Origin of the sequence: Gordonia sp. VNK1, assembly GCF_040049135.1 — a bacterium.
In the GTDB taxonomy this organism is placed as follows: Bacteria; Actinomycetota; Actinomycetes; order Mycobacteriales; family Mycobacteriaceae; genus Gordonia; species Gordonia oleivorans.
The window spans coordinates 52,086-68,553 of sequence record NZ_JBDZDJ010000024.1; the positions used below are offsets into that span (position 1 = coordinate 52,086).

Annotated in this window: 14 protein-coding genes and 1 pseudogene; 7 read left to right on the top strand and 8 right to left on the bottom strand. The window is 66.3% G+C overall.

The genetic code is table 11. The annotated features are described in order from the left end of the window. Positions 1–151 precede the first annotated feature (151 nt). Both ABLE94_RS22315 and ABLE94_RS22320 read right to left on the bottom strand, forming a co-directional pair. A complete protein-coding gene (locus ABLE94_RS22315) occupies positions 152–2,065 on the bottom strand; it encodes a primary-amine oxidase (protein ID WP_348809911.1) in 1,914 nt (637 codons plus the stop codon). A gap of 51 nt (positions 2,066–2,116) precedes the next feature. Then, the gene (locus ABLE94_RS22320; RefSeq protein WP_348809912.1) at positions 2,117–3,598 is read right to left on the bottom strand and encodes an APC family permease; all 1,482 of its coding nucleotides are present in this window, start codon (positions 3,596–3,598) and stop codon (positions 2,117–2,119) included. A 238-nt stretch (positions 3,599–3,836) separates the two neighbouring features. Here ABLE94_RS22320 and ABLE94_RS22325 point away from each other — a divergent pair, with 238 nt between their 5' ends. Both ABLE94_RS22325 and ABLE94_RS22330 read left to right on the top strand, forming a co-directional pair. Continuing rightward, the gene (locus tag ABLE94_RS22325) at positions 3,837–5,345 is read left to right on the top strand and encodes an APC family permease (RefSeq protein WP_348809914.1); all 1,509 of its coding nucleotides are present in this window, start codon (positions 3,837–3,839) and stop codon (positions 5,343–5,345) included. Beyond that, complete coding sequence (locus ABLE94_RS22330; RefSeq protein ID WP_348809915.1) at positions 5,342–6,028, top strand: helix-turn-helix domain-containing protein; 687 nt, start codon at positions 5,342–5,344, stop codon at positions 6,026–6,028. The genes ABLE94_RS22325 and ABLE94_RS22330 overlap by 4 nt, the downstream gene beginning before the upstream one ends. 13 nt (positions 6,029–6,041) lie before the next feature. On the opposite strand, the gene ABLE94_RS22335 is transcribed toward ABLE94_RS22330, so the two are convergent. Then, positions 6,042–6,644, bottom strand: a complete 603-nt coding sequence (locus ABLE94_RS22335) for a TetR/AcrR family transcriptional regulator (protein ID WP_348809916.1) — start codon at positions 6,642–6,644, stop codon at positions 6,042–6,044. Positions 6,645–6,800: 156 nt separating this feature from the next. On the opposite strand from ABLE94_RS22335, the gene ABLE94_RS22340 reads away from it, so the two are divergent. Together ABLE94_RS22340 and solA are read left to right on the top strand one after the other, a co-directional pair. Beyond that, positions 6,801–7,949: an ornithine cyclodeaminase family protein gene (locus ABLE94_RS22340; protein ID WP_348809917.1), complete on the top strand. Its 1,149-nt coding sequence runs from the start codon at positions 6,801–6,803 to the stop codon at positions 7,947–7,949. After that, positions 7,946–9,082, top strand: coding sequence for an N-methyl-L-tryptophan oxidase (solA, locus tag ABLE94_RS22345; RefSeq protein ID WP_348809918.1), 1,137 nt, complete (start codon positions 7,946–7,948; stop codon positions 9,080–9,082). Before ABLE94_RS22340 ends, solA begins: the two co-directional genes overlap by 4 nt. Positions 9,083–9,085: 3 nt before the next feature. On the opposite strand, the gene ABLE94_RS22350 is transcribed toward solA, so the two are convergent. Further along, complete coding sequence (locus ABLE94_RS22350) at positions 9,086–9,724, bottom strand: DUF1345 domain-containing protein (RefSeq protein WP_348809919.1); 639 nt, start codon at positions 9,722–9,724, stop codon at positions 9,086–9,088. A gap of 98 nt (positions 9,725–9,822) precedes the next feature. Here ABLE94_RS22350 and ABLE94_RS22355 point away from each other — a divergent pair, with 98 nt between their 5' ends. After that, on the top strand, positions 9,823–10,620 hold the full coding sequence (locus tag ABLE94_RS22355) for a sulfite exporter TauE/SafE family protein (protein WP_348809920.1): 798 nt from the start codon (positions 9,823–9,825) through the stop codon (positions 10,618–10,620). Between the two features lie 87 nt (positions 10,621–10,707). Continuing rightward, positions 10,708–11,025 carry a putative quinol monooxygenase gene (locus ABLE94_RS22360; RefSeq protein ID WP_348809921.1) on the top strand — a complete coding sequence of 106 codons (318 nt, stop codon included), beginning with the start codon at positions 10,708–10,710 and terminating at the stop codon, positions 11,023–11,025. Between the two features lie 191 nt (positions 11,026–11,216). On the opposite strand, the pseudogene ABLE94_RS22365 reads toward ABLE94_RS22360, so the two are convergent. Further along, positions 11,217–12,796, bottom strand: a pseudogene (locus ABLE94_RS22365) (APC family permease). A 279-nt stretch (positions 12,797–13,075) separates the two neighbouring features. Next, positions 13,076–13,510 carry an Lrp/AsnC family transcriptional regulator gene (locus tag ABLE94_RS22370; protein WP_348809922.1) on the bottom strand — a complete coding sequence of 145 codons (435 nt, stop codon included), beginning with the start codon at positions 13,508–13,510 and terminating at the stop codon, positions 13,076–13,078. 111 nt (positions 13,511–13,621) lie between these two features. On the opposite strand from ABLE94_RS22370, the gene ABLE94_RS22375 reads away from it, so the two are divergent. Beyond that, positions 13,622–14,686, top strand: a complete 1,065-nt coding sequence (locus ABLE94_RS22375) for a Glu/Leu/Phe/Val family dehydrogenase (RefSeq protein WP_348809923.1) — start codon at positions 13,622–13,624, stop codon at positions 14,684–14,686. A gap of 3 nt (positions 14,687–14,689) precedes the next feature. Here ABLE94_RS22375 and ABLE94_RS22380 read toward each other — a convergent pair whose 3' ends face one another. After that, positions 14,690–15,223, bottom strand: a complete 534-nt coding sequence (locus tag ABLE94_RS22380; protein ID WP_348809951.1) for a low temperature requirement protein A — start codon at positions 15,221–15,223, stop codon at positions 14,690–14,692. 93 nt (positions 15,224–15,316) lie between these two features. Continuing rightward, complete coding sequence (locus ABLE94_RS22385) at positions 15,317–16,465, bottom strand: CoA transferase (protein WP_348809924.1); 1,149 nt, start codon at positions 16,463–16,465, stop codon at positions 15,317–15,319. Between the last annotated feature and the right edge of the window lie 3 nt (positions 16,466–16,468).

Genomic DNA, 16,468 nt, shown 5'->3' on the forward strand with positions numbered 1-16,468 from the left:
ACCCGCGCCGTCGACGAAAACCCGCGGAAGAATGTGCTTCCGCGGGTTTCTTCGTCTTCGGCCGAGAGTTTCCGGCCGGGGAATCGGAAAGTGGGGGAGGAGTGTTCGTCCCCCACTTCCGCCATCCCTCGCTTCGGTCACCGCCGACCGACTACCCGCAGCAGTGCTTGGCCGTGCTGGGCGGCACGTTCATCACCGGGCACTTGTCGGTGAAGTTGTAGGGCTTCAACGTGAATCCGGCGTAGTCGACCGGCATGATCGGCCAGTCCTCGGTACGCGGGAAGTGGGTGATCCCGAAGGTGTGCCACACCACGATGTCCTCGCCGTCGAGGGGGCGATCGGCCGAGAGATAGGCGGGTAGGCCGTCCGTGCCCGAGCTCTGGTTGACGAAATCGCCTGCCGCATAACGTTCCGACGCATCGTAGGCGCTCACCCACACCTGATTGGTGGTGAATGCGGCCCGCTTGGCGATCGATGACGCGGGGTCGGCGAGCAGCATCGGGGTCTGATGGGCGTGAAGTGCGTACGCCGGGTGGTGACCCATCCGGCCGGTCTTCTCGGTGTTGACGATGTGCCAGGTGCGGCCCGCCGCCGCATTGGCCTGCCGCACTCCGTCGGCCTCGGAGCTGATACGGGTGGTCTGCGCGGTGAACGCGTTACCCCACGGATTGCCCTCTCCCATCGGCACACTCACCGCGTCGATCTCGTCGACGGCGTTGGTCACGCCGTCGACGGTCATGTCCAGGCGTGCGCTGAACAGGTGCTGGTGATAGGGCAGACCCAGACCGGGCGCGACGTGGCTCTGGTAATCCGACCCCTCCTCCGGGTAGGCGGCGGTGAAGGCCATGCCGGTGAGCTTCGCCTCGAGTTCGATGGTGCCGTCGAGGTAGAGGTACCAGTAGAAGCCGTAGTCGTAGTTGCCGACGGTGGTGAAGAAGCTGATCACCAGGCGGCGCTGACGCCGCATCTCACTCATGCCGGTGAAGATGTCGGTGTGCTTCCACAGCGTGCCGTAATCCTCTTCATGCATGCAGATCGCATTGGTGATCGTGCGGGGCGAGCCCTGCTCGTCGGCGAGGGTGGCGTCGAAGTAGTAGATCTCGCCGAGGCAGTCACAGCCCAGGGTCAGTGAGTTCGTGTAGCGCCCGTAGACGTACTCGCCGGTGTCGAAGTAGTTCTGCCAGTAGCGGTTCGGTGACGGATCGCCGTACGGCACCACCATCTCGTTGATCGACGCGCGGTAGGCCACGTCGCGATTCTGATACTGCAGGTTGCGCAGGATCAGTCCCTCGCGGGCGTCGAAGGAGATGTCGAGGGACCAGTTGGTCCAGTCGATGTGCTCCCCGGTGACGGTGAAACTCGGCCCCTCGGGCTGGGTGATGTCGATCGGCTTGAGGCCCTGCAACGGCTCTCCGGCGATCTCGGTGGTGTCGAAGTTCCCCGATTCGGCGGGAACGTCGAAGATCCGGTAGTCGACGATGTCGATGATCTCGCGGTTCACGATGTCGACGTAGGCGCACAATCCGTCGACGGGATGGGCCCAGGGCAGGTCCCTCTCGTGCTCCTGGACGAAAGCGAAGGAACGAATGATTCGGCGGCCCTTCTCATTCGGGTTGTCGTACGTACCCGCCGACAGCGGCACGGCGACCGTCGTGGCCGGGTCGACGCCGCGTGCCCGCAGCGCCTCACCCCAGCGGGGTTCGGTCGCGAGGAACTCCGACACGATCGCGAATTCCTCGTCGAGGATGGGGAGTTGGCCCACCTCGGGATCGACCGGGGTGCTGGCCACGAGACTCCCGTCGGTCAGCGACACCAGATTGTCGGTGGCTGCACCGGATACGATGTCCAGCAGCATGATCCGGGCACGGCGCTGAATTGCCGGGCCGTTGCCGGAGCGGTGCGCCAGCACGGCGGCCTTGTCCGGTTCGTCGAGTCCGACGTAGACGAAGCGGGTCGTGGTGGTGACGAGTCCGGCGCCGTTGAGGATGTCGCGGGCGGCGGTGATCTCGTCGGCAGTGAGGCTGCCCAGTACCGGGGCGGTGACGGTCTCGGGGGCGATGGTCATGGTGTTCCTCTCAATTGGTGGTGGGAGGCCGATTCCTGGTGAGTGGCGAGGTCAGGCCGCGATGGCGGAGGTCAGTGAGTCATAGGCGGTCTCGTTGCGACGGCGCAGGATCAACGCCTGGACGACGCCGATGAGGACCGCGGCGACCACCAGGGCGAAGAAGAAGTCGGCCAGCGACTGTGACCCACCGATGAGGGTCGGGAAGTTGGCGACGACGGCGATCAGCGTGACCCCCAGGCCGAGGAGACCGAGGACGGGTGCGACGACCGAACGCCACACGCCGGCGGCGATCTTCTTGCGCCGGAAGTAGACGATGACGGCGACGCAGGTCAGTGCCATCAGCACCACGATGCCGAGCGTCGCGACACCGGAGAACCAGGCGAAGACCTGCAGTTCGGGATCGAGTCCGAGGGCGGCGAACAGTGCCACCAGCGCCACCGCGGTGGTCGTCTGCACGAAGGAACTGACGTGCGGTGACAGGTGCGTCGGGTGGATGGTGCCGAGGCGGGACGGCATCGCCGTCGCATTGGCCATCGAATGCTGGTAGCGGGAGATCACGTTGTGGAAACTGAGGATGCAGGCGAACAGGCTGGTGATGAGCAGGATGTTCACGGTCGTCGACGCCCAGGTGCCGAGGTAGGTCTGCGCGGTGGCCATGATCATGCCGGCCGGATCCTCGGCGGCTGCGGCCACCACATTGTCCGGGCCCCACGCCATCACCAGCGCCCACGACGTGAAGGCGTAGAACACGCCGATCAGGAGTACGGCGACGTAGGTGGCGCGCGGGATGGTGCGGTCGGGATCGCGGGCCTCGTTGCGGAAGATCGCGGTCGCCTCGAAGCCGATGAAGCCGGCGACGGCGAACATCAAACCGATGCCGGGAGCGCCGGAAAAGACCGCCGACGGGGTGAACGATTCCAGCGACAACCCTTGTGCGCCACCCTGAACCATGATGGCGATGTCGAGGATGAGCACGATGCCGATCTCGGCGATCAGCAGCAGTCCCAGCACCTTGGAGCTGAGCTCGATGTGGCGGTAGCCGAGTACTCCGGTGAACGCGGCGACGGCCAGCGCGCAGGCCCACCACGGGATGTCCGGGCCACCGAGGTCGACGATGCCCGAGGAGATCAGCACACCGATCAGCCCGTACACCGCGACCTGCACCATCGTGTAGGTGAGCAGTGCGAGGTGGGCGGTGCCCAGACCGAGGGGCCGGCCGAGGCCGTAGCCGACGTAGGTGAAGAAGGCGCCGGGACGCGGGATGTAGCGGGCCATCGTCGACAGGCCGACTGCGAACAGCAGCAGCACCACGGCGGTGACGACGAACATCGCCGGCACACCGGGCCCGTTGCCCAGCAGGAACGCGATCGGCACGCCGCCGCCGACGACGGTCAGCGGGGCGGCCGCCGCGACGACCATGAAGACGATCGCCCCCACACCGAGGGAACCGGACAAGGATCGGGTGGTCGGAGCCGAGGCTGGCCCCGGGGAGGTCGTCGCGGCAGATGCCGCGCCGGCGTCGATGGATGTCATGGGTGTGTCTTTCGTGGCAGGGGCGCGCAATTGGATCGGCGCCGGGGATGAACGCATCGGGCCGCAATGCCCGTCGTGCATCCAGAATCGCGGTCGTTCATCGCCACGGAGTTGCTCCGCAGTTAACCGTTGTGACATCCCATCGGGAATCGGCCGGGCCCGACGACCCGTTGCATGTCACCGCGCGAACACGGGCCCGAAACACGGCGGCAACACCGCGTCACTAGCGTCGCGCCCTATGTCCGAGCCCGTAGCCGATGGTGCCGGGCGCCGCGCGCGGGTGCGCCTGCGGCTGGGTGCCCGGTCGCAACTGGCGGGCCTCGACCGCCGCACCCTGGGCTTCGGCGACGTCGTGGCCCAGTCGGTGGCGGTGATGGCACCCTGCGCCGCGGCCGCCACCATACCGATGCTGGTGAGCCAATCCGGCGGACCGCTGGTCTGGAGCGTCATCGGTGCCGCGGTGTTGTCGGCGCTGGTCGCGGTCACCCTGGGCGCGTTCGCGTCGCGAATGGCCGCTCCGGGTGCGCTCTACACCTACGTCGCCAAGGGACTGGGATCGACGAGCGGGCTGATCACCGCTGCCGCGATGGTGCTCGGGTACGGCGCTTTGGGTGTGCTCATGCTGTCGCAGATGTCCTGGTACGGGCTGCGCCTGATCGGTGTCGACGATCCCGGACCCGCGCAGATCTGCGTCGCCGCCACCGCGCTCGCCGTGCTGTGCGCGGTCCTGCTCATCCGCGGAATACGCTTCTCGGCCCGGGTGGGACTGGTGGTGGAGTCCGTCGCCGTCGTCGTGCTGTTGGCCGTCGTGGTCGCACTGCTCGTCCGAACCTCTCCGCATTCGTCGTTGTCGGCGATGGTGGCCGGCCCGGACCGCATGACCGACCTGTTCAGCGGCGTGGCCATCGCCGTGTGCGGACTCGTCGGATTCGAGAGCGCGGCAACGCTGTCGGTGGAGGCGCGGCGACCGCTGCGCACCGTTCCGCGGGCCATGCGCGTCTCGCTCGGCATCGGGGTCGTCGTCGTGGTTCTCGCCACCGCGGCACAGGCGGGCAACCTGTCGGTGTTGGAGGCCATCGCGGGCCTCGGCAGCGGCGACCTCGGTGTTCTCACCCGGGAACTGGGGGTCGGGTGGGTCACGCCGATCGTCTACATCGGGGTGTGCGCGTCGTTCCTGGCGTGCATGCTCGCCAGCACGACGGCGTTGACGAGGACATTGCTGTCGCTGTCGCGTGAGGGTGTCGTGCCCGCGCCGCTCGGGCGCACCCATCCGCGATACAAGACCCCGGTGGTGGGGGTGGTGATGTCGGTGGCGCTGATCGCCGCGGTGGTGGTCGTGAGTATCTTTGCGGGGGCGTCGGCCAACAGCGTCCGTGGGTCGATGGCGTCGGCGCCGGCGATCGCGTTTCTCGTGGCGTACGCCCTGGTGTGTGTCGCGGCGCCGGTATTCCTCTATCGGACCGGTGAACTGCAGCCGCGGATCGTCGTCGCCGCCGCGCTCGGTTCCGTCGGGATCGTCGCGATCCTCGTGGTCTTCATCGTCACCAACATCGGTGGGGTGTGGTGGCCGGGGATCCTGGCGGCGGTGGCCTGGCTGGTGATCGCGGCGCTGGGCTGCGTGGTCTTGCGTGTCGTGCGGCCGGAGTTGTTGGCTCGGGTCGGTATTCACGAAACGCCGACCCGTTCCGAAGTCTGGAGTGGGCATCTGGACACCGACGACATCGCCGTCGTCGGGCCGACCCGATGAGCCCGGCCTTCGCCGGCGATTCGTCGTCGCGGTCGGTGATCAACGCGCTGCAGATCCTCGAAGAAGTGGCCACGATTGGGCCCGGTGTCAGTGCCGCCGAACTGTCGCGGCATCTGGGACTGTCGAAGTCGGCGATCTACCGGCTGGTGAATCTGCTTGCCCAGGAGGAGTATCTGGTCCGGACTCCCGATCTCGGCGGGTTCGCGCTGGGTGCCAAGATCGAGCGTCTCGTCGGAGTCGCGTCGGGCTCGACGGTGCCGGAACAACTGCGCACCACCCTGGATGAGCTCCGGGGTGGGTTGCGCTTCGGCGTGCACCTGTTCGGCTGTCACCGGCCCGGTACCGCGCGTGCGCGTCTGAGTCTGATCGACATCGACCCCGACTATCCACTCAGCGATCCCGGGCGGCTCCTGCACGATCTGACCGCCTCGGCCGCCGGACGTCTCGTACTCGCCGTCGGATCGGGACATCCCTCGGCGGCACCGGAATTCGTCAGTCAAGTCGGATCGTTCATCCACAATTTCGGCTGCGTGGCGGTGCCCGTCTGGGGGCGGGACGATGAGTTGAGTGCCGTGCTGGTGATCTCGGCGCCGGCCAAGCACATCGACAACGCCGACGCGCTGGCGCGGTTGCTGAGCGAGCCGGCCGCCCGGGTGGGGGCCATCCTGCGGGCCGAGGGCTGAGCTCGGATTCGGGTTATGTCTCCTGCGCGCGTTCACCCAACGCGTGCAACAACTCCCGGAGCCGGCCGAGATGCACGTCGAGGTGGGAGAGATCGCCGTCGCCGAGGGTGAGGGCGCGGAACACGAGGCCGTCGACGGCGGAGAAGACCACCTCCACGGTGGTGTCGTCGTCGGGAAGGTGCATCCGCCGCAACGATTCTCCGATGGACTCGGCATATCGCGCGTAATAGCGCTCGACGTGCGGCCGTAGCTCGGGACGGCGACGGGACTCGAGCACGAGTTCGTACTGGAAGACCTGTTCGTCGAGGGTATCGCGGACCAGGCGCGACAGTCCCGCCATGAAGCTGTCGACGCTGTCATGGCCGCCGGATAGGGCCGAATCGGCGATGCTGACGTCAACGCAATGCTCGAGGGCGGCCTCGAGGAGGGTGTCCAGATTGGCGAAATGATGCTGCACCGTGCCGTGGGTGACGCCGGCGGCCGCGGCCACCGCACGGTAGGTCAGTTTCCGAATGCCTTGTGTGGCAACGATGGTGATGGTAGCCGACACCAGGGCATCCCGGCCGGTGCCGTAGCCGGGACGGGCGCCGGAGGTGGGCGTGGAGACGTTGTTCACGACGGTGGCTCCTCCTCCCGATGCGGTTTACCCAAAGGGAACATACCAGCACTCATCCGAAACATTACGTTTGTAATGTTGCTGGCAACCGCAGGGTATCGACGTCGATGCGACTGCGCGACCGATGACCTCACCCACACGTCAGGACCCACGATCATGACCGAAACGACCCGACCGACCACCGCCATCGACTTCCGCTACCTGTCCGAGCAGGACATGATCGCCGCCGGCGTCACCGACATGGCCGCCTGCGTGGACGCCATGGCTGAGACCTTCGTGCTGCTGCACCGTGGCGACTACCGGATGGCCGGACCCAACGCGGACTCGCACGGTGCGATGATCACCTTCCCCGATGAATCCGAGTTCGAGACGATGCCGGCCAACACCGCCGACCGTCGCTTCATGGCGATGCCCGCCTACCTCGGTGGCAGCTTCGGCACCAGTGGAATGAAGTGGTACGGATCGAACATCGCCAACCGCGAGAAGGGGCTTCCCCGTTCGATTCTCATGTTCATGCTGAACGACACCGACACCGGTGCCCCGCTGGCACTCATGTCGGCGAATCTGCTGTCGGCGTATCGCACCGGCGCGGTTCCCGGCGTCGGCGCACGACTGCTCGCCCAACCCGACTCGCAGGTCATCGGCATCGTCGGACCCGGCGTGATGGCCAAGACCTCACTGGCCGCGTTCGTGGCGACCTGCCCCAAGATCGACACCGTCAAGATCAAGGGCCGCGGCCGAAAGAGCCTGGACACCTATACCTCCTGGGTCGCCGAGCAGTTCCCGCAGATCGAGGTGATCGAGGTGGACACCCTGGAAGAGGCCGTCCGCGACAGCGACATCGTCACCTTCTGCACCTCCGGTGAGGCCGGTGATCCGTCGACCTATCCGACGCTGACCCGCGACTGGATCAAGCCCGGTGCCTTCCTGAGCATGCCGGCCGGCTGCAACATCGACGAGACCCTCCGGGGTCCCGACGTGCGCAAGGTCGTCGACAACACCCGCCTCTACGAGGCCTGGGCGGAGGAGGCCGGACACCCGTCGCACAACGTGATCCCGATCATCGGCTGCAAATTCCTCGACATGATCCACGACGGCACGATGGACCGTGACGAACTCATCGACCTCGGTGCGGTGGCTGCGGGCGATGTGGTCGGTCGTCGCAGCGACGACGAGATCGTGCTGATGTCGGTGGGCGGCATGCCTGTCGAGGATGTCGCGTGGGCAACGGTGGTGTACCGCAACGCCGTCGAACGCGGCATTGGGACCTCGTTGAACCTGTGGGAAAGCCCGGTGCTGGCGTGAGTCCCGCCGCGCGACGTTCGGTGATCGTCGTCGGACTCGGCTCCATCGGGTCGATGACGCTGTGGCAGTTGGCCTCCCGGGGTGTGGATGTGCTCGGTATCGAACAGTACGGGCGTGTCCACCCCAATGGGGCCTACGCGGGGGAATCCCGACTGTTCCGGGTCGCCGCCAAGGAAGGCGAACTGTTCACCCCGGCGTTGTTGCGCTCGCGGGAACTGTGGCAGCAGTTGGGTGCCGCCTACGGCAGCGACGTCCTGCTGCCGGTGGGTGCGCTGAGCGTGGCGCCCGCCGACCACCCCGATCTGGTGCCGACCCTCGCCGCGATCGACCAGTTCGATCTGCCGCATGAGGTCTTCGATGCCGCGTCATTGCGAGAACGGTTCCCCCAGTTCGCCATCGATGACGGCGACGTGGGTGTTCTCGACACACTGGGCGGCGCGATGCGGCCCGAGATGGCCGTCGCGGCAGCCACGGATCAGGCAGTTGCGCACGGTGCTTCGATGCTCTACGACACCACGGTGCTCGACATCGAGGACACCGGGCACGGGGTCAGGGTGAGCACCACCCGGGGTGAGTACCTCGCCGATCAGGTCATCGTCACCGCCGGTCCGTGGACCACACAGGTACTGCCCGGCCTCGCCGACATCGTCACGTCCAAGACGTTCGCGCTCACCTGGCTGATGCCGCGCCACGTCGACCTGTTCACCCCGGATCGGTTGCCCGGCTTCATGCGTGACCGCGACGACGTGCATGCGTTCGGCGTGCCGACACTCGACGGGTACAGCATCAAGATCTGCCCGCATCTCGACTTCGACACCGCCACCGAGCATCCCACGACACTCGACGGCGATCAGTTGCGCTGGGTCGGCGAGCAGGCACAGCGGCTGATGCCCGATCTCATCCCCGAGGTCGTCCGGTGGTCGCTGCACGCGGATTCGTGGACGCAGACGAAGATGCCGGTCATCGATCGAGTCGGTGACCGGGTCGTTGTGGCAACGGCGATGAGCGGCAACGGTTTCAAGTTCGCACCGGTGTGGGGTGAGGAACTGGCGGCGATGGCGCTCGGTGAGCCGGTGCGGTTCGTCGGGGATGCGTTCACCGTCGACGGGCACCGGAGTGTGGCGGTGTCCTGACCACTACCCGGTCACCACACCCGCGACGAGGTTGATGGTGGTGGCCAGGATCACCGCACCGAAGACGTAGGAGATCAGGCAGTGACGCAGGGCCACCGCACGGATCGCGGAGTCCGAGACCGACGTGTCGGACACCTGATACGTCATGCCGAGGTTGTAGCTGAAGTAGAAGAAGTCGCGGAACGCCGGCGGGTCGTCGGAGTTGAAGTCGATGCCGCCGGGCGTGGCGTCGGCGTAGTACATGTAGGCGTACCGGGTGGCGAACATCAGGTGCACGCTCGCCCAGGCGAGGAAGACGCCGGCCAGAGCGAGTGCCGCCGGAGGCCACTGCGCGTGGGAACCACCCTCGATGAGCAATCCGACGATGCCGCCGAGAGCGGAGAGGGCGGCGGCGATGACGATGATCTCGTCGACCTGCGGCCGGAAATCCTCGCGCGCCACATGCTCCTTGGTTTCGGCGCCGTCCATCGGCCACAGAGCGAGCCAGCCCATCAGCACGAACGCTCCCGCGGTCCCGACGATGCCGACGAGCAGTCCGTGTCCGATGTCGTCGATGAGCACGCCGGTGGCGGTGCCGGCCACGACTCCTACGGCCACCGCGGTGAGGATGCGGTGGGTCGCGGCGATCGGCGTTATCTGCATGCTTCAGTGATAGTGGTTCGTCAGCCGTTTGCGGCTGTACGACGCGGCGTGTGGCACCCCGATGCCGTGTGGATCCGGTCTCCCAGCACCCTGGAGGCATGTCCACCTGGGAATTGATCGCGGTGCTCGCCGCCGGGTTCGGCGCCGGAGCCATCAACGCTCTGGTCGGTAGCGGAACACTCATCACCTTCCCCACGCTCGTGGCGTTCGGGGTGCCCCCGGTCAGTGCGACCATCTCCAATGCGATCGGATTGGTCGCCGGCGGCGTGTCGGGAACGTGGGGGTACCGGCGAGAACTCGATGGGCAGTGGCCGAGGCTGCGGTGGCAGATCCCCGGGTCGTTCCTCGGTGCGTTGCTGGGATGCTTTCTGTTGCTGCATCTGCCGGAGACGGTGTTCGAGGCGGTCGTACCGGTGTTGCTCATCGGTGCGCTGATCCTGGTGGTTCTCGGACCCCGGATCCAACGGTGGTCGTTGCAGCGGTCGAGGGCAGGCCATGACCCGGATGTGCCGATCTCCCAGGCATTTCCGCTGACGCCCACGCGCCTCGCCGCGATGACGGCGGCCACCTTCCTCATCGGCATCTACGGCGGCTACTTCACCGCCGCGCAGGGCATCCTGCTGATCGGTGCCATCGGTGTGATCGCCCCGGACGACATCCAGCGCCTCAACGCGGCCAAGAATCTGCTGTCGTTGATCGTGAATGTCGTTGCCGCCGTGACCTACACGATTGTCGCGTTTGACCGGATCGAGTGGGCGGCGGCCGGGATGATCGCCGTCGGTTCGCTGATCGGCGGCGTGGTGGGTGCGCGGTACGGGCGGCGGTTGTCGCCGTGGACGCTGCGCGTGGTGATCGTCGTCGTCGGTCTCGTCGGCCTGTGGCGGCTGCTCGCCTGAGTTCTGAGGTTTCACCGTCGATGGGATGGCCACCGGGTAGCGTGCGACAGGTCAAACTGCAGTCGAGACGAAGGTGAGTGACACGAGATGTCCGAGGTGATCGTGGTGGCGACAATCAGCCCGCAGGAGGGCAAGGAAGCCGAGGTCAAGGACGCGATCCTGACTGCCATCGACAAGGTCCACGGCGAGCCGGGCTGCGAACTGTACGCATTGCACGAAGCGGCCGTCGGCACCGATTTCGTGATGATCGAGAAGTGGGAATCGGCCGACGCCCTCAAGGTGCATGGCAGCGCACCGGCGCTCGCCGAACTCGGCGCCGCGATCGGTCCCCTCCTCGCGGGGCCGTTGGACGTGAAGACTTTCACCGCCGTCCCGGCCGGCGACGCAAACAAGGGCGCCCTCTAGGTTCCGTCGACCGCAGTCGACCAAGGAACGGCCGTCTCGCAGACGGCCGTTCCTTGTGAGGATTCCCCGACCCGCGCTCTCTCACTGCGTTGACAGCGCTCTCTTCCACGTTGACAGCGCTTTGTTCGACGCTGATGGCGCCCGGCCGGTGTGAGCCTGGCGCCGTCAGACGTCAAGCGAGCGCTGTCACGTCATCGGTGAGCGCTGTCAACGTCGGTCCGGGCGCTGTCAACGACGACGAGGGCGCTGTCAGTGGGGGCGAGGACGCTGTCAACGGTGTCGGGCTGCGCGGCCTGTCGGGACCGGAGTGCGAGGACCGAGTGACGACGGCCGTAGAGCAGGTAGACGACGACGCCGATCAGCATCCAGACGACGAACCGAATCCAGGTCTCCACCGACAGGTTGATCATCAGCCACCCGCAGGCGACGATCGCGAGGATCGGGACGAATGGGCTTGCCGAACCCGGAAGCCGCGCTTGAGATCTGGTCGGGTGCGACGCAGGATCAGCACACCGGCGCAGACGAGCACGAAGGCGAAGAGGGTGCCGATGTTGACCATCTGCTCGAGCACACCGATCGGGAACAATGCGGCGATCGCCGCGACCACGACGCCGACGATCATGGTGACGCGCACCGGATTTCCCGACGCCTTCGTGGTTCCCCACGATCGCGGGATCAGGCCGTCGCGTGACATCGCGAACAGCACACGGGTCTGACCCAGCATCATCACCATCACGACCGTGGTGAGGCCCGCCAGGGCGCCGACGTTGATCGCGGTCTGTGCCCAGGTGATGCCATGCGCCTCGAATGCGGTGGCCAGGGTGGCGCTGCCGTCGCCGACCAGCGGGCTGCCGGTCCGCAGTTCCTGATATCCGACCATGCCGGTCAGTACAACGGTCACCGCCACGTAGAGCACGGTGACGATCGCGAGGGACCCGAGGATGCCACGCGGAATGGAGCGTTGCGGGTTCTTGGTCTCTTCGGCGGTGGTCGCGACGACGTCGAAGCCGATGAACGCGAAGAAAAGCAGGCTTGCCGCGGCCAGCAGTCCGTACCAGCCGTAGTTACTGCCGTCCGACCCGCTCAGCGCCGCGAACAGGGTCTGCTGCAGTCCCGCGTTGCTGTCGGTGTTCGGTTCTGCCGCAGGCACATACGGATGATAGTTCGCCGTGTTGATGAAGAACGCGCCGACGATGATCACCAGCAGGACCACCGCCACCTTGATGGCGGTGATGACGGTCGAGACGCGTGAGGACAACTTGACCCCGAACGCCAGGGTCAGGGTGATCGCGCCGATCACCGCCACCGCACCCCAGTCTGTGTCGATCCCGCCGATCGAGATGGTCGTCGGCAGACCGATGAAGTCCGACAGATACAGCGACCATCCTTTGGCGACAACCGCACTGGCCAAGGCGAATTCGAGGATGAGGTCCCACCCGATGATCCAGGCGATGAATTCGCCGAAGGTGGCGTAGGAAAAGGTGTAGGCGCTGCCCGCGACCGGGACGGTGGACGCGAACTCGGCGTAGCACAACGCCGCGAGACAGCACGCCACCGCGGCGAGGATGAACGCCAAGGACACCGACGGCCCGGCCATGTCGCCGGCGGTGCGGGCGGTGAGGGTGAAGATGCCCGCTCCGATCACCACGGCGACCCCGAAGGCCGTGAGATCCTTGGTCGTCAGGTCCTTGCGCAGCTTGCTGCGCGGTTCGTCGGTCTCGGCGATCGATTGCTCGACGGATTTTGTCCGCCATATCCCGGTTCCGGGCATATGTGTTCTCCTCGTTGCGAGTTCGCTACGCGCAGTGCATCTCTGACTGCCGACCTGACACGGGGGTACCCGTGGCACGCACTGGGGTGCCTGCGCGCACGAGGGCTGTGGCCGGTGCGGGCAGACGATGATCGGCAGTGCACGTCATGCAATCAGTGTGACCTGGGCCACGCCAAGGAGAACGGCGATCCCGGTGCCGATACGCAAAGAAGTCGAGCACGCCGCCGCAACCGGTGAAAATTCTTGTGTTCGACGGCGACATGTCCGGGTGGGTCTCGCTCAGCGATGCCAGGACCCGAGCACGATCATCGTCTTCGTGCCGGTCGCCTTGCCGCCTCGCCGCAGGTGGTTGATCACCTGCTGCAGATGGCTGTGGTCGCGGGCGCGCACCTTGACGAGCATGTCGGGGTCGCCGGCGATTGTGTAGACCGCCTCCACCTCGGGGATCTGCGTCATCTCGGCCATCATCTCGTCCGGTTGGGAGGTGCCGACGTAGCGGACCTCGGTGAAGGCCTCGGCGGGGCGTCCGAGCGCGGCGTGGTCGACGGTCGCGGTGAAACCGGTGATGACATTCTGTGCGCGAAGCCGGTCGACGCGCCGTTTGGTGGCGGCCACCGACAGATTCACCCGTGATGCGAGATCCGAGAACGTCGCCCGACCGTCGTCGGACAGCAGCGCGAGCAGGTGGAGATCAACGTCATCGAGCTGGACCATGCGCAAAAATATATCGCGAAGATCGTCCCTGTGACAAAGATTTGCGTACTCGTCGCTATTTCGCGCCAAGTCCTTGTGCAGGACCGCGCCGCGCCAATAGCGTCCTGCGCCATGACATCACAGACATCGACCACTGGATTCCTCACTGCGCTGCATGATCGCGACTTCGAGCAGATCGTGCTCTGCCGCGACCCCGAGGTAGGTCTCGAATCCGTTATCGCCGTGCACGATACGACGCTCGGACCGTCATTGGGTGGTGTCCGGATGCGTTCCTACGCCTCGCCCGCGGACGCCGTTGCCGATGCGATGAACCTCGCCCAGGCGATGACCTACAAGGCGGCCCTCGCCGGAGTGCCACTCGGTGGCGGCAAGAGCGTGATCAACATCGATCCGCGAGTGGCCAATCGGGACGAGGTGCTCATCGCCCACGCCAAATACATTGCCTCACTGAATGGCCGGTACATCCCCGGCGTCGACATGGGCACCTCGGTGCGCGACCTGGAATTGATCGGCCGCCACGTACCCGTCGTCTCCAGTCAACGCGGCGACCCGTCGTACTTCACCGCTCGCGGCGTGGTCCGCAGCATCGAGGTGGCCCTGGAGGCCTGCGGCCGGACCGTCGCCGGCGCCCGGGTGGCGGTGCAGGGACTCGGCAACGTCGGCCTGCACGTCGCGCGGATGCTGACCCAGGTCGACGCGCAGGTCTTCGGCGCCGACATCGATGCCGACCGGATGCATCGCGCCGTCGACGAGATCGGAATCATCGCAGTCGATCTGGAGGATGTGTTGCAGCTCGACGTCGATGTCGTGGCGCCGTGTGCCGGTGGTGGTGTCATCGACGGGAATGCGGTCGGCGCGCTGCGAGCTACCGCGCTCGTCGGTGCGGCCAACAATATGCTGAGCGCCAATTCCCTTGCGGCCGAACTCCGCACACGCGGCATCATCCACGTCCCCGACTTCGTCGCCAACGCCGGCGGACTGCTCGCCGTCGAGGCCGAGGTACGCGACGACGAGACCGGGCTCACCGAACGGGTCGACGCCATCGCCGACACCGCCCGTGAGGTGCTCAATCGCTCGACGGCGGCCGGCACCGACACCGTCTCGGTGGCGCTGACGATGGCAGGAGAGATCGTCGAGGCCAACCGGAAGCACCGGCCGTACTTCCGGACGGAGTGAACGTCACCGGTTATCGGCGGCGTCGTTGATCACGACGTCCAACAACACGATCACCGACAGCGGCGAGACGAGCACGACCAGCAGACAGGCCCACAGCGGCCAACCGACGGCCGCCAACACCGTGGCCACGACCGGCGATGTGCACATATATGCCCACGGAATCACGTTGTCCCGCCGAACATCGAGGATCGGACCCGAGGGAATGACGAAGTACGTCCACCACAACGAGAACGAGATGAGCACGCCGGCGGCGAGCGCGACCACCGATTCCACCGTCCGTCCCTGTGCGTTCGATATCATCTGGGCGGCAGCCAGAGCGCCGGTGATCGATTCGCCGATCGCGATGATGGCGAGCAGGCCGTAACGCTCGGCGATGTGGTGCGCATGCCACGGAAAGCCGCCGCCGCGTCGGCGGTCGTTGAACTCGGCGATGACCGGTCCGCCCAAATCGAGGATCCAGATGATCACCAGCCGGACGAGCGCAGCGGTGAACGAGAGTGGTAGCAGAATCCATGTCACCCAACCGATCTGGGCGATCCGCCACGGCCTCTCCTTTTTCGGCGAAGTTTATCCATATGGCGGATGCATCGTTCGGAGCCGGCCGGACCGGGTCGGTGCGGGCGAATCGGGTCAGGGCGTGTCGGCGCCCAAGGGTACGGCGGGACCGACGAAATACTGCTGCCCGTCGAATGACGCGGGCAGCCCGGCCGCGAGATATCGGCCGATTCCGGGTTGATCGAGTTCGGCGAACAGCGGATTCCTCGCGAGCTCACCCGACGCGACGACCTCGTCGAAGCTGCGGTACCGCTGCGACAGCACCGATGATCCGGCCAGTGCGGCGGCGACCTCGTCGGTCGAATGGTCGGCGAACCACTTGCCGAACAACGCGTTCAGCACGGCTCGGTGGGTGAAGCGATCGGATTCGGCGGAGAAGTCGACGCCGAGCGACTGCTGGAGGGAGTCGACGACCGCCTCCGTTCCGGTGATCCGGACCAGGTCGCGGAAATGGCGGCCGGTAAGCGCGACGAGCATGAACCGGTCACCGTCGGCGGTCACCACATCGGTGCCGTAGGTGCCGTACACGTCGTTGCCGGTGGCCGGGCGGGACTGCGAATTGACCTGCGGTTCGGTGAGATAGCCGAGTGTACCGGCGATGGAGAGGGCGGTGTCCGCCAGCGGCAACCGAATCCGGCTGCCCACTCCGGTCTGTTCACGGTGCCGGACGGCGGCGGTGATCGCCAGCGCCGCATAGAGTCCGCACACCACATCCCACGCCGGGAGCACGTGGTTGACCGGGCCGTCGTGGTCGAGGGGGCCGGTGATCAGCGGGAATCCCAGTCCCGCATTGACGGTGTAGTCGACGGCGGGGGTGCCGTCGGAGCCGCCGAGGAGTTCCAGGGTGATGACGTCGGGTCGCAGTGCGGCCAGGGTGTCGTGGCTCATCCAATCGCGACCACCCGCGTTGGTGACGAGAATGCCGCCACCGGAACCGGATTCGGTGACGAGCCGCTGGACCAAGGCCTGCCCGTCGGGTGATCGCAGATCCGCGGTGACCGACTTCTTGCCCTTGTTCAGTCCGGTCCAGTAGATGGAGGTGGTGCCGTCATCGGTGAGTGGCCACCGATTCACGTCGGCGGCCCCGCCGATGGGATCGACGCGGATCACCTCGGCACCCAACTGGGCCAGTGTCAGCCCGCACAGTGGGGTGGCGACGAAACTGGAGACCTCCACCACGCGTACACCGCCGAGCGGACGGACATGGGAATCGGGCGACGTCATTGT

Bases quoted from the DNA above. Each gene is read 5' to 3' on its own strand.
- ABLE94_RS22315 (WP_348809911.1), bottom strand. From the start codon at position 2,065: ATGACCATCGCCCCCGAGACCGTCACCGCCCCGGTACTGGGCAGCCTC.
- ABLE94_RS22320 (WP_348809912.1), bottom strand. From the start codon at position 3,598: ATGACATCCATCGACGCCGGCGCGGCATCTGCCGCGACGACCTCCCCG.
- ABLE94_RS22325 (WP_348809914.1), top strand. From the start codon at position 3,837: ATGTCCGAGCCCGTAGCCGATGGTGCCGGGCGCCGCGCGCGGGTGCGC.
- ABLE94_RS22330 (WP_348809915.1), top strand. From the start codon at position 5,342: ATGAGCCCGGCCTTCGCCGGCGATTCGTCGTCGCGGTCGGTGATCAAC.
- ABLE94_RS22340 (WP_348809917.1), top strand. From the start codon at position 6,801: ATGACCGAAACGACCCGACCGACCACCGCCATCGACTTCCGCTACCTG.
- ABLE94_RS22350 (WP_348809919.1), bottom strand. From the start codon at position 9,724: ATGCAGATAACGCCGATCGCCGCGACCCACCGCATCCTCACCGCGGTG.
- ABLE94_RS22355 (WP_348809920.1), top strand. From the start codon at position 9,823: ATGTCCACCTGGGAATTGATCGCGGTGCTCGCCGCCGGGTTCGGCGCC.
- ABLE94_RS22360 (WP_348809921.1), top strand. From the start codon at position 10,708: ATGTCCGAGGTGATCGTGGTGGCGACAATCAGCCCGCAGGAGGGCAAG.
- ABLE94_RS22370 (WP_348809922.1), bottom strand. From the start codon at position 13,510: ATGGTCCAGCTCGATGACGTTGATCTCCACCTGCTCGCGCTGCTGTCC.
- ABLE94_RS22375 (WP_348809923.1), top strand. From the start codon at position 13,622: ATGACATCACAGACATCGACCACTGGATTCCTCACTGCGCTGCATGAT.
- ABLE94_RS22385 (WP_348809924.1), bottom strand. From the start codon at position 16,465: ATGACGTCGCCCGATTCCCATGTCCGTCCGCTCGGCGGTGTACGCGTG.